The organism is Aeromicrobium stalagmiti (assembly GCF_013283745.1).
GTDB lineage: Bacteria > Actinomycetota > Actinomycetes > Propionibacteriales > Nocardioidaceae > Aeromicrobium > Aeromicrobium stalagmiti.
In genome coordinates, this window is sequence record NZ_JABSTZ010000006.1 from 22,732 (window position 1) to 35,756 (window position 13,025).

Annotated in this window: 9 protein-coding genes; all 9 read left to right on the plus strand. The window is 64.2% G+C overall.

Features of this window, described 5'->3' with window-relative positions:
- The first annotated feature begins 251 nt into the window (after positions 1 to 251).
- The gene (locus HQK15_RS17590; protein ID WP_173492815.1) at positions 252 to 491 is read left to right on the plus strand and encodes a DUF2933 domain-containing protein; all 240 of its coding nucleotides are present in this window, start codon (positions 252 to 254) and stop codon (positions 489 to 491) included.
- A gap of 101 nt (positions 492 to 592) precedes the next feature.
- Positions 593 to 3,052: a heavy metal translocating P-type ATPase gene (locus HQK15_RS17595; RefSeq protein ID WP_217361829.1), complete on the plus strand. Its 2,460-nt coding sequence runs from the start codon at positions 593 to 595 to the stop codon at positions 3,050 to 3,052.
- A complete protein-coding gene (locus HQK15_RS17600) occupies positions 3,033 to 3,425 on the plus strand; it encodes a DUF6629 family protein (RefSeq protein ID WP_173492816.1) in 393 nt (130 codons plus the stop codon). The genes HQK15_RS17595 and HQK15_RS17600 overlap by 20 nt, the downstream gene beginning before the upstream one ends.
- Positions 3,422 to 4,387 (plus strand): DMT family transporter, encoded by a 966-nt coding sequence (locus HQK15_RS17605; protein WP_217361830.1) that lies wholly within the window; start codon positions 3,422 to 3,424, stop codon positions 4,385 to 4,387. Before HQK15_RS17600 ends, HQK15_RS17605 begins: the two co-directional genes overlap by 4 nt.
- 92 nt (positions 4,388 to 4,479) lie before the next feature.
- Positions 4,480 to 4,785, plus strand: coding sequence for an SHOCT domain-containing protein (locus HQK15_RS19205; RefSeq protein ID WP_217361831.1), 306 nt, complete (start codon positions 4,480 to 4,482; stop codon positions 4,783 to 4,785).
- A 6-nt stretch (positions 4,786 to 4,791) separates the two neighbouring features.
- Positions 4,792 to 6,357, plus strand: a complete 1,566-nt coding sequence (locus HQK15_RS17615) for a multicopper oxidase family protein (protein ID WP_173492817.1) — start codon at positions 4,792 to 4,794, stop codon at positions 6,355 to 6,357.
- A gap of 376 nt (positions 6,358 to 6,733) precedes the next feature.
- Positions 6,734 to 7,651 carry a carbamate kinase gene (locus tag HQK15_RS17620; protein WP_173492818.1) on the plus strand — a complete coding sequence of 306 codons (918 nt, stop codon included), beginning with the start codon at positions 6,734 to 6,736 and terminating at the stop codon, positions 7,649 to 7,651.
- Positions 7,652 to 7,794: 143 nt separating this feature from the next.
- Positions 7,795 to 10,242, plus strand: a complete 2,448-nt coding sequence (locus HQK15_RS17625) for a phosphoketolase family protein (RefSeq protein WP_173492819.1) — start codon at positions 7,795 to 7,797, stop codon at positions 10,240 to 10,242.
- Positions 10,239 to 12,794, plus strand: a complete 2,556-nt coding sequence (locus HQK15_RS17630) for a glycoside hydrolase family 65 protein (protein ID WP_173492820.1) — start codon at positions 10,239 to 10,241, stop codon at positions 12,792 to 12,794. The genes HQK15_RS17625 and HQK15_RS17630 overlap by 4 nt, the downstream gene beginning before the upstream one ends.
- Positions 12,795 to 13,025: the final 231 nt, after the last annotated feature.

Here is a 13,025-nt window from a genome sequence, read left to right on the forward strand (position 1 = left end):
ATTCTCAATCCGCCCCGAACCAACGCCGGGGACATCACGCCATGTCACTTACACAAAATTCCGGACAGACCCGATCTGTACGAGTGCAAGCAGGTGATCCGCTCGTCCCGTCGCAGCGACGAATGAAATGGAGACGGGCTGCTGGACCAACGGCTGGCAGTAGTAGGACCATGGGCCCTGCCGCGCCACGGCGAAGACTGCGAACGTAGGGCTCAGACGGGACGGTCCCGGATCACGTACTGGAGTGAATCATGAACAACAACAGATATCTGATATACGCCGTCGCTGCACTGGGAGTCGGTGCGGTGGCGTTGTGGGCTGGCATTTCGCCGCTCTTTTTGATCTTCCTTCTGGTTTGTCCGCTGATGATGTTCATGATGATGCGTGGAATGCACGGCGAGTCGGGTCATCCCGATGGCAAGAAGCAGGTTGCTGCACCAACACATCCTGATCACGTCGATGAAACGGACCCACGCGTCGATCACCCCTGACGCGCAGGTCTTTCGCCCTTTTGCCGGGCACAAATGCAACAGAACTCTCGTGCCGTTGATTGTCTCGTCGTTGCGATCTCTTCGACCGAAGGAAGAAGTTGATGATGCAAGACCATGGATCCTCCTCGCGAAGCGTGGTGCTGGAGCTTGACGGTCTGCACTGGGCCTCTCAGAAGAACGTGGTGGAAGCTGAACTGCGCCGCCGACCAGGTGTGCTGGACGTCGCGGCCAACCCTACTTCTCAGACCGCGACAGTGACGTATGACCCGGCCGCGACCAGCATCGAGGCGCTCGCGGCGTGGATCGAGGAGTGTGGATACCACTGTCGCGGCGAATCTGTACCGGACCACTTGTGCGCTCCCGTCGTCGCTGATGCCAAGCCGGCGAACAGTTCCGCATCCCGTGCCGGACATGAGGCTCACACTGGTCACGACCAGCGCGCTGGCGCCGGGACCGCGGTTCGAACGGGCAGTCCAGGCGATGTGATGGGACACGGCGGGCACGGTGAGATGTCGATGGCGTCCATGGTTCGCGACATGCGCAACCGGTTCTTGGTGGCTGCGGTCTTCGGGGTCGTGATCACCTTGTGGTCGATGATCGGACGCGACGTGCTGAACTTCTCCGTTCCCGCGCCGTTCGGGCTCCGCGATGACGTGTTCCAGCTGATTCTGAGCCTGCCGGTCATCTTCTACAGCGCGCAGGTGTTCTTTGCCGGGGCCTACCGGGCTTTGCGTGCACGGACGCTGGACATGATGGTGCTTGTTGCAGTGGCCGTGGGCGCCGGATGGATCTACTCCGTCGGCGTCACGCTGACCGGCGGCGGTGAGGTGTTCTACGAGGCAGCGACCATCTTGACGGCATTTGTCCTGCTGGGTCACTACTTTGAGATGCGCGCGCGTGGTGGTGCCAACGAGGCCGTCCGTGCTCTCTTGAAACTGGCACCGCCCGTTGCCGTGGTGCTCCGCGACGGTGAGCCGGTGGAGATTCCCACCGATCAGGTCGTCGTGGGAGACCTGCTGCTGATCCGTCCGGGTTCGAAGATCGCGTCCGACGGTGTGGTCGAGGACGGACAGAGCGACGTCGATGAGTCCACCGTCACCGGCGAGAGCCTCCCGGTCCACAAAGCCCTCGGCGACGAGGTCGTCGGGGCCACCATCAACACAACAGGGACGCTGCGCGTTCGCGCCACCAAGGTGGGTGCTGACACGGCCCTTGCGCAGATCGTCAAATTGGTTCAGGAGGCACAGAACTCCAAGGCGCCGGGACAACGACTCGCCGATCGGGCGGCGTTCTGGCTGGTCTTCGTGGCTCTGGTCGGAGGGGTGGGCACATTCCTGGTCTGGCTTCTGGCCGGCGTGCCTGTGAGCGTGGCGCTCCTCTTCGCGATCACCGTGGTGGTGGTGACCTGCCCAGACGCGCTGGGCTTGGCGACCCCGACCGCGATCATGGTCGGCACCGGGCTCGGAGCAGAACGCGGAGTGTTGTTCAAGAATGCCACCGCGATCGAGACGGCGAAGAAGATCGACGTGGTGGTGATGGACAAGACCGGCACGCTGACTCTGGGTGCGCCGGAAGTGACCGATCTGACCGTTGAGGGGATGCCCGAGACCGACGCGTTGGCCCTGATCGCCGCGGTGGAACGAGAATCTGAGCATCCTCTGGCCGAGGCCGTGGTCCGTCACGCCGAGGCCGCAGGGGCCACCCGTTTCGTTGCTACAGACTTCGCCAATGTGCCGGGCAAGGGCGCGGTTGCGACCGTCGAGGGCCACCGGGTTGCGGTCGGCAACCTGCCTTTGATGGTGGCAGAGTCTGTCGACTTAGGAACGCTCGGCGCTCGGCAGAAGGAGCTCGCCGGTAGTGGCAAGACGGCCGTGCTCGTCGCGATCGACGGCCGTGCTGTTGCGGTGATCGGCCTAGCGGACGCCGTGCGACCCACCTCCGCGGCCGCCGTCGAAGGGCTGCGCGAGCTGGGGGTGGAGGTGGTCATGCTCACTGGCGACAACCTCGCGACGGCACAGCGAATTGCATCGCAACTGGGTGTGACTACCGTCATTGCCGACGTGCTCCCTGGCGACAAGGCAGCAAAGGTCAAGGAGCTCGCCGCTGCCGGCCATCGGGTCGCCATGGTCGGAGATGGCGTCAATGATGCTCCGGCGTTGGCTCAGGCTGACCTCGGTATTGCTATCGGCGCCGGCACGGATGTGGCGGTGGAGACAGCTGATGTCGTTCTGATGCGCTCGGACCCCCTCGATGTGGTGGTGGTGTTGCGGATCGGCCGTGGCACGGTGCGTAAGATGAAACAGAACCTCTTCTGGGCGGTCGGCTACAACGCCGTAGCCCTGCCGATTGCCGCTGGCGTCTTCGAACCGGCCTTCGGGTTGGTACTGCGGCCAGAGATAGCCGCGATCACAATGGCGGGCTCGAGCCTCCTGGTCGCAGTGAACGCGCTGACCCTTAAACGTCTCCGGCTGCCAGAGCCACCAGAAACGACGACCCAGCAGGCGGCCAGGGCTCCGTCAGAGAACTCTGAAGGTGCACCCCATGAAACCGATGTGCGTTGAACCGACGCCAGAGATCCGGTTCCCCGTCACCGCTCAGGCGGAGCAAGGCAGCGTCCTATATGAATCGCCGCATTTCTACATCGCCGGTGTGCTTGCCGCGTATCTAATGGCCACACGTGTCAGCGGGTTGTTCTCCAGCCACCGGTGCGACAAAGTTTCTGGGATTCTGGCGTTCATCCTGGCTGTGGTCGCCGCATGTGTCTCGATCACGACGTTCGTCTCCGTGTGGTGCTTCTACGCGGCGATTCTGAGCCTTCTCATCTATCTGCATTTCAGCGGCCCGATGCAGGCGTGCAGGGAGACCTTGGCGTCACGAACAGCCCCCGACTTGTCGGTCACGAGTGCCGGTCCGCTCGGAAGCGGGACAGCATGATCCGACACGTCGGTGCCAAGATGCATACGAAGGAGTCGCCGCTGCGTCGACCGGCGCCTTTGCGCATGTTGTGGATCACCGTTGCGCTGGGGATGTGTTTCATCGGCGTGCGGTGGGGTCTGCGCGACGCTCCCTTGCTGTGGTTCGCGTCGATGCGAGCGCTGCTCGGCGGGGTGGCACTCGCGCTCGTCGCAGCCGTCCAGCATCGGCCGCTGCCGCGTTCGATCCGGAGCTGGAGTGCCATCGGCGCATTGGGTCTGGTCAACGTGAGCTTGGCGTTCGCGGCGATGTTCGCGGGCATTGCCGGCTTGGCCACAGGCACTGCGGCGGTCCTGGCCAACGCCCAGCCGTTGCTGATCCTGTTGCCTGCGTGGTGGCTGTACGGCGAGCGAGTATCGATACGCACCGGCAGCGCGCTGGCTCTGGGCTTCGGAGGGTTGTTGATCGTCGCAGTGCCCGGTGGCGGCGGGCAAGGGGCCGTGTTGTCGCTGGTGGCCGCTTCAGCAGTGACCGCCGGGACCTTGATGGTTCGCTATCTGGGACCTGTGGACATCGTGGTGGCGAGTGCAGCGCACTTCCTGTTCGGCGGTTTGGTTCTGGCTCTCGCCGCCGCGTTCGTGGAAGGTGTTCCGCACATCGACTGGACTCTGCGGTTCGTGGTGGTCCTCGCGTTTCTGGGCCTCGTCGCCACCGCTGCGACAACGCTCGCGTGGTTCGTGGAGACCCAGCGGTGCGAGCTGTCGACGCTGACCCCGTGGATGTTCCTCGTGCCTGTATTCGGACTTGTCGTCGGCATCGCCGTGCTAGGCGAACGTCCCTCTCTCCTGACGTTGACAGGGATCGTGCTTGTGCTGATCAGCATGCGTGTGGCACTCACGCAGCAAGGGATCGCCGGTCACGGCCCGGGGCACCTGCATGGTGTCGACGATCAGGTACGTCGCAATGGCGCGTCTTTCCGGTGATGAGGCCCCTTGGGATTGCCGCGCGTGAGTACCACGTCCCTCACCAGGGGGTCGTTCGACTCTAGGAGCAGTTGCGGGGCGGGAGCATTCTGGTGATCAAGGTCCGTAGCGCAGTGCCGGACCTGCGCGGAAGGGCTGATGACATGTATTGGGACAACGGACACATGGATGGGGGATGGGGTTTCGCGATGATGCTGGGGATGCTGGGATTCTGGGCGTTGATCGCAGTGGGGATCGTGTGGTTCGTACGCTCGAACCCGATGGCCACCGGCAGCTCGGCGCCTGAGGCTCCAAGGAGTACGACGGAGTCCGCTGAGCGAATCCTCGCGGAACGGTTGGCCCGGGGCGACATCGATCAGGCCGAGTATCAATCGCGGCTCAGCGCGCTGCGCAGCTGACGACCGATGCATGACGAACCCGCACCATCGATAGGTCCCACCCGCCGGCCGGTCAGCCGTCGAACCTTCATCGGAGGCGGGTTTGCCGCAGCCGTGGTCTTGGGCGGTGGCGGTACCGCCTACCTGTTGCGCAGCCGCCCTGCAGCGATCAGCGCCACGAGCGCCGTTGTGGGAGCCGCTGAGCGGGCGCGCCCGTCGACAGGCAATGTGGTCCGTAAGACACTTGTCGCCCGCTCGACCGAGATCGACCTGGGTGGTCGTGTGGTCAAGACCTTCGCGTACGGCGACTCGGTCCATGGCCCTCTGATCAGGGTCAACACGGGTGACACCCTTGAGGTGCGGTTGCGCAACGACCTGCCGATCGACACGACCGTTCACTGGCACGGACTCGCCCTGCGCAACGACATGGACGGGGTGCCCGGCCTGACGATGCCGCCGGTGAAGCCGGGTGCAGAATTCGTCTATTCGTTCAAGGTCCCCGATCCCGGCACCTACTGGTACCACCCTCACGTCGGCGCCCAGCTCGACACCGGCCTGTACGGCCCGCTCATCGTTGACGACCCGAACGAACGCGGTGCCTACGACGTCGAGGCGGTCCTGGTGCTCGATGACTGGACCGACGGTTGGGGCAAGAGTCCGTCGGCGATCTTGGCCGACTTCCGTCGCAACTGCATGGGCTCCATGGGCTCCATGGGCGGTATGGGCACCACACCCGACGAGCCACTGGGCGCTGACACCGGGGACGTCGCCTACCCGGGCCACCTCATCAACGGACGCCTCCCCGCGGACCCCGACACGGTGAGGGCCAGACCCGGCCAGCGCGTCCGACTGCGCCTCATCAACGCAGGGGGAGACACCGCCTACCGGTTCGCTATCGCCGGCCACGCGCTGACCGTCACCCACGCCGACGGCTTCGCGACCAAACCGGTCACCGTCGACGCGCTCGTGATCGGCATGGGTGAGCGGTACGACGTCGAGGTCACCGCGAATGACGGTGTGTTCGCGATTGCCGCCGTCCCCGAGGGCAAGAAGAACGACCCTGGAGCGCTGGCCGTGCTGCGAACCTCCTCCGGTGCTGTATCTACAGACCCGAGGACCGTGCCGCAGCTCGGCGGACGACTTCTGGCCTACGCCGATCTGAGCCCAACGGACGAGGTTCGGTTGCCGTCCCGGCCCGTGGACCGCTCAATGGACCTGACGCTGCAGTCGGGCGAGGGCGGGCGCCAGTGGCTGCTCAACGGCCGCACCTTCGCCGAGCATGAGCCACTCGAAGTCAGGCAGGGAGAGAGGGTGCGGATCTCGATGACCAACCGGTCGATGATGTTCCACCCTATGCATCTGCACGGACACACCTTTGCCTTAGAAGGCTCCGGACTGCGCAAGGACACTGTCAACGTGCTACCCATGGGGCGGCAGAGCATCGAGTTCCAGGCCGACAACCCCGGCCAGTGGATGATCCATTGCCACAACATCTACCACGCCGAGCTGGGCATGATGGGCGTCACGTCATACGTCGAATGGGTCGCGGGAAGGGACACCCTTCGTCAGCACGATGCAGCAACCGTGGCTTGACGTGCTGTGTACGCAAGTCTTGCTCGCGGAGGTGCGTCTTGGTCTGGAAGCAATGCAACTGGTCCATCGAAAGTAGAGCCGATGGGTCAGTTGCGACTCGTGTCGCGGGACGGCGTGAAATTGGAGGCCGGAATCGCTCATGCCGGTGATTGGCCGGACCCAGCCCGGCGGGTGCATGAGTGCCGCGGTGAAATCCCGGTCGCGTGGGACCTTCGGCACTGGAGGATGGGCTGTGGCGAGTGAATGCTGAGAAGGGCCGGATGGAGAGCGCGTCGCGACCCTTTACGCAAGGGTCGGCGCGGCGCTCTCCTCCGTACTAACCGAGGAGAGTTCATGACGCAGGTCCACGATCGAGCCCTCTTGGTCGCGAACCACCATGAGTGAGGCGGGGCGCCTCGTGGTTGCCCTGGGTGGCAACGCCTTGCTGCGTCGGGGCGAACGCCCGGACTCAGACATTCAGATCGGTCATGTGGCGCACGCGTCGCCCGCTCTGGCAAAGGCGGCGACCGATCACGAGCTCATACTTGTTCACGGCAACGGCCCGCAGGTAGGGATGCTCGCACTGCAGAGTGGATCGGACACGTCTCTCACCCGCCCGTATGCGTTCAGCGACCTCGTGGCCGAGACCCAAGGGCTGATCGGTTACTGGTTGCAACAGGGGTTGGCCAACGCTGGGCTCGTGTCGCAAATCGTCACCTTGGTGACACAGACTGTGGTGGACGCCGAGGATCCTGCGTTTAGGGACAAGACGAAGTTCGTCGGCAGCGTGTACTCCGAGGACGAGGCCCGCGAGCTCGCCCGGACCAACGACTGGAGCGTGCGCGCCGACGGCGTGGGCTGGCGAAGGGTGGTCGCGTCGCCGATGCCCCATCGCATCGTGGAGATCGGGATCGCCGAGATGCTGCTCCGGAACGGGGTCACCGTGATCCTCGCAGGAGGAGCCGGGGTGCCGGTAATCGAAGGCCCTCGTGGCCTGGAGGGGGTCGACGCGGTCGTGGACAAGGACTTCACCGCCGCGTTGATCGCGGAGGTCACGAACGCGGACGTCCTGGTGATGCTGACGGATGTCTCTGCTGTTCTCACCGATTTCGGTACGCCTTCGCAACAGCCGATCCGTGAGATCACGGTTGCGGGTCTCGAAGCCCTGACCTTTCCCGCTGGGTCGATGGGGCCGAAGGTCGCGGCCGCTTGCCGCTTCGTGAAAGCGACGGGCGGGCGCGCCGCAATCGGATCGCTGGATGAGGCAGCCGGCGTCATAGACGGAAGCTCCGGCACACAGGTCTTGAGCGGATGAGTGCACAGGCAGTCTCTCGTGAGGTCATGGTGGGACCTTCGGCGACGGCACGGGACCTCCGACTTTGTCGGTCCAGGACGACTTCGTGATTCTGTGAAGGCTACTGGCAATAGTGCGACTACCTACGAACTCTTGGAGCATCGATGACCGAGACTCAACCGCCACTATCGGCCAGCACCGTCCGCCAAGACGGCTCGGTCCCGCTCACGTCCAATGATCTGCAGCTGCTTGACGCGTACTGGCGGGCAGCGAACTACTTGTCGGTGGGACAGATCTACCTGCTGGCCAACCCGCTGCTGCGCGAACCGCTGCTCCTGGAACACGTTAAGCCTCGGCTCTTGGGGCACTGGGGGACGACACCGGGATTGAACCTGATCTATGCCCACCTCAACCGGCTCATCGTCGAACGGGGATTGAACGCGATGTATGTGATCGGGCCCGGTCACGGTGGGCCGGGCCTGGTGGCCAACGCCTATCTCGAGGGCACCTACAGCGAGGTTTACCCCGAGATCACCAGAGATGACGAGGGGCTGCGAAGACTGTTCCGGCAGTTCTCCTTCCCCGGCGGCATCCCGAGCCACGTTGCCCCGGAAACGCCCGGTTCAATTCATGAGGGCGGCGAGCTGGGGTATTCCCTCGCGCACGCTTACGGTGCTGCGTTCGACAACCCCGACTTGTTGGTCGCCTGTGTCGTGGGCGACGGTGAGGCCGAGACCGGGCCGTTGGCCGCAAGCTGGCATTCCAACAAGTTCCTCGACCCGGTCAACGATGGCGCGGTCCTGCCCATCCTGCACCTCAACGGCTACAAGATCGCCAACCCCACGGTGCTGGCGCGTGTCCCGGACACTGAGCTGATGGCACTCCTCGAGGGCTACGGCCATCGGCCGTACTTGGTCAGAGGAGACGACCCGGCCCAGGTCCATCAGGATTTGGCGGCCGCGATCGACGAGGCGGTGAGCGAGATCGCCAGGATCCAGCTGGCGGCTCGCGAGGGGGGTGAGCAACAGCGACCGCGTTGGCCCGTGATCGTGCTGGCCACCCCGAAGGGTTGGACTGGCCCGAAGGAGGTCGACGGGCTCCCGACCGAGGGCACCTGGCGTTCCCACCAGGTGCCTCTTGCAAACCTGGCGGACAATCCTGAGCACCTACGTCAACTTGAGGACTGGCTACGCAGCTACCGCCCCGAGGAGCTGTTCGACGAAACAGGAGCGCTGATCGCGGATCTCGCGGCCCTAGCGCCCACCGGACGTGCCCGGATGAGCGCGAACCTGCATGCCAATGGCGGTGAGCTGCTGCAACCCTTGAAACTCCCGAACTTCGGCGACTATGCCATTGCGGTCGACGCACCGGCAACGGTGCTGCACGAGGCCACCCGCGTGTTGGGCACGTTTCTGCGTGACGTGATCCGTGACAATCCGCACAACTTCCGGCTGGTCGGTCCCGATGAGACAAACAGCAACCGGTTGGGGGCAGTGTTCGAACAGACCGACCGCGTGTGGGAGGGCGAGTCCCTTCCCACTGATGAACATCTGGCCACGTCGGGACGTGTGATGGAGGTGCTCTCCGAGCACCTGTGCGAGGGATGGTTGGAGGGCTATCTGCTCACCGGACGTCACGGCCTTTTCTCCTGCTATGAGGCATTCATCCACATCGTCGACTCCATGGTCAATCAACACGCAAAGTGGCTGAAGGTCACCAACGACATCCCCTGGCGCCGTCCGATCGCGTCGATGAACTACCTGCTGACGTCCCATGTGTGGCGTCAGGACCACAACGGCTTCTCGCACCAGGACCCGGGCTTCATCGACCATCTGGTCAACAAGAAGGCGGAGATCGTGCGGGTCTACCTTCCGCCGGACGCCAACACGCTGCTGTCTGTGGCGGACCACTGTCTGCGCAGTCGCCAGTACGTCAATTTGATCGTTGCCGGCAAGCAGCCGACGCTGTCCTACCTGGGGATCGATGAAGCGGTGACGCACTGCACCCGAGGCCTTGGGATCTGGGAGTGGGCCAGCAACGATGAGGGTGACGATGCCGACGGGCCTACAGCTTTCGGGCAGCCGGATGTGGTGCTCGCGTGCGCCGGGGACGTTCCGACCCTGGAGACTCTCGCAGCTGCGGCCTTGCTTCGTGAGCACCTGCCTTCGCTGAAGGTGCGGGTCGTCAATGTGGTTGACCTGATGCGGCTGGAGCCCGACACCGAACACCCACATGGTCTGTCCGACGCGCAATTCGACGCGTTGTTCACCGTCGACAGGCCGGTCATTTTCGCCTACCACGGTTACCCCTCGCTGATTCATCGACTGACCTATCGGCGAACCAACCATGCCAACATCCATGTGCGCGGCTACAAGGAGGAAGGCACCACCACCACCCCCTTCGACATCGTGATGTTGAACGATCTAGATCGTTTCCACCTCGTCATGGATGTCATCGACCGAGGGCCAGACCTTGGCGCTGCGGCGGGACACTTGCGCCAGCGGATGATCGATGAACGACTGCGAGCCCGGGCCTATACCCGTGCTCACGGGAAGGACGACCCGGCGATCACCGACTGGACGTGGCCGTACGGGGGCGGGAACCCGGCATGACTCGGCGCTCAAACCGGTCTGACACGGTCGGCGCGGACACCGCGATCGCCAATTCTTCAGAACGCTGGTGCGCCGGCGCCTCGGTCGGTACGGACCAATGGAATCTGGTCTTCGACGGGTTCGACCCTGAGTTGGAAGGAACCCGTGAAGCCCTGTTGACGCTGGGAAACGGCTACTGGGGAACTCGCGGATCCGCACCGGGCAGTACTGCCGACGGCGTCCACTACCCCGGGACCTACCTAGCGGGGATCTACAACCGGCTTCGCAGCGAGATCGGCGGCCGGATGGTCGAGAACGAGCATATGGTGAATGCCCCCAACTGGGCCTCACTCACCGTAGGCCCACCAGGCGGTCCGCCGTATCTGCCCGGGTCTGCGGACATGATCAGCTCGTCCCAGCGGCTTGATCTACGGCGCGGGGTGGTGACCCGAGTCTGTCGTTTCCGCGACGTCGACGGCCACACCACACGAGTGAGCTCGATCTCGCTGATACACCTGGTCCAAAAGCATCTCGCAGTGCTCGAGACCACCGTGGAGGCCGAGGACTGGTCCGGCCGCTTGGTCGTGCACTCCGGCATCGATGGGCGGGTGTCCAACAGCAACGTCGCCGCAGACCGGCTGCTCGCCGACAAGCACCTGGAACCGGTCGCTGCCCAGGAGGTCGGCACAGAAACGGTGCTGCTGCACATGGTCACCAGCCAGTCCCGCGTGCACATCGCCATGGCCTCCCGAACCCGGCTGAGCTCTGAATCTTCAGACGTCCTCCAGGTGGAGCGTCAACCACTCGACGGCGATCCCGCATTCGCGGGACAATACCTGGTGCTGGAATTGCAACCGGGGCTACCGGTGACGATCGAGAAGGTCGTCGCGGTGGCGACCTCCCGGGACCCAGCCCTGTCCAGTCCGGAACTCTTCGCGATCGACCGTGCTGCCCGGGCCCCGAGTGCCTCTGCGCTGGTGAGCACACACGAGGCCGCCTGGAAACGCCTGTGGGGGCGGTTCGGGGTCGACCTAGGGGCGGGCCAGCGACCGTCGTTGGCGTTGAACCTGAACACTTTTCACGTCTTGCAGACGGTCGCTGCGGCCGGACCCGACATCGATGCGGGTGTGTCGGCGCGGGGACTGCACGGCGAGGGCTATCGCGGGCACGTGTTCTGGGACGAGATGTTCGTCTACCCCATGCTTACCGTGCGTCGGCCTGACCTGACCCGGGCGTTGTTGCGCTACCGCCACCGCCGCTTGGAGCAGGCGCAGTCCGCAGCCAGTGATGCCGGGTTGGACGGTGCGATGTTTCCGTGGCAGAGCGGCAGCGACGGGCGCGAAGAGACACCCGATGAGCTTTACAATCAGCGTTCCTCGATGTGGATACCGGACAATTCGCATCTGCAGCGCCATGTGGGCCTAGCCGTCGCCTACAGCGTCTGGCAGTACTACCAGGCCACCGCCGACCTCACTTTCCTCATCGAAGGGGGCGCGGAGATGATGGTGGAGGTCACTCGACTGTTCGCGAGCCTGGCCACGTATGACGCAGCCAATGACCGCTTCGACATCGTCGGCGTGATGGGGCCCGACGAGTTCCACGACGGTTATCCCGATGCGCCGGGTCGAGGCGTGCGCAACAACAGCTACACCAACGTGATGGTGGCATGGCTCGTCGGCCGGACGTTGGCGGTGCTCGATCTGTTGAATGGCGAGGACTGCGGGCCGCTGGAGGACGCGTTGAACTTGCGCTCGGGAGAACGAGAACGTTGGGACCGGATCGGTCACCGGCTTCGGGTGCCGTTCCACGCCGACGGCGTCATCAGCCAGTTCGAGGGCTACGAGAAGTTGGCGGAGCTCGACTGGAAGGCCTACCGAGCACGGTACGGCGACATCGGACGCCTCGACCTGATCCTCGCCGCCGAGGGAGACAGTCCCAACAACTATCGGCTCTCCAAGCAGGCCGACGTGTTGATGCTCTTCTACTTGTTCTCTGCTGAGGAGCTGCGCGAGCTGCTCGACTCGATGGGTTACTCGCTGCTGCCGGAAACCGTTCCGCGCATAGTCGACTTCTACATCAACCGCACCAGCAACGGCTCGACACTGAGCCGTCTGGTGCACTCCTGGGTGCTTGTTCGCGGCGACCGGCATCAATCGTGGTCGCTCTTCACCGAGGCATTGGACAGCGACCTTGCCGACATCCAGGGCGGCACGACGCGCGAAGGGGTTCACCTTGGCGCGATGGCAGGCACCGTCGACCTGATCCTGCGTTGCTACGCCGGGCTGGAGATCCGCAACGACGTGCTTCGGTTGCATCCAAGACTTCCCCCCGAGCTTGCCCGCACCGCATTCGAAATGGTCTACCGCGGACAGCCGATCACTGTCGAGCTTACGCAATCGGAAGTCCGCATTCGATCGCATTCGGGGCCTGGTGATCCAATCGCCGTGTGCATCGAGGACCGGATGAGCGTGTTGTCGCCAGGCGATGTGCACGTAGCGGCCCTCGCGCCTGAGGAGCCGAGCGGTCAAGGTGTTCACGAGGCCGGCCCCGCGTCGGCCGGCCCCACCCAGTGACGCACAGGTACGCACGCGCGAGGTGATGCATCGGTTCCACTTGTGCACTGTTGCCGAGCGCCCTTGTGGTCACGGGTCTGTCGATGGCGGCACTAGTCGCGACTGCCGTTTGGCGACTACGCCAAGCGACTTCGCCATCCGTAGGGCAGTGACGTGCCGGTAGGGGGCTTGCGCTGGGACGGCTCCACGGATTGGGGGATTCCTTTCTACCAGCTGGCCATGGGCCCGGCG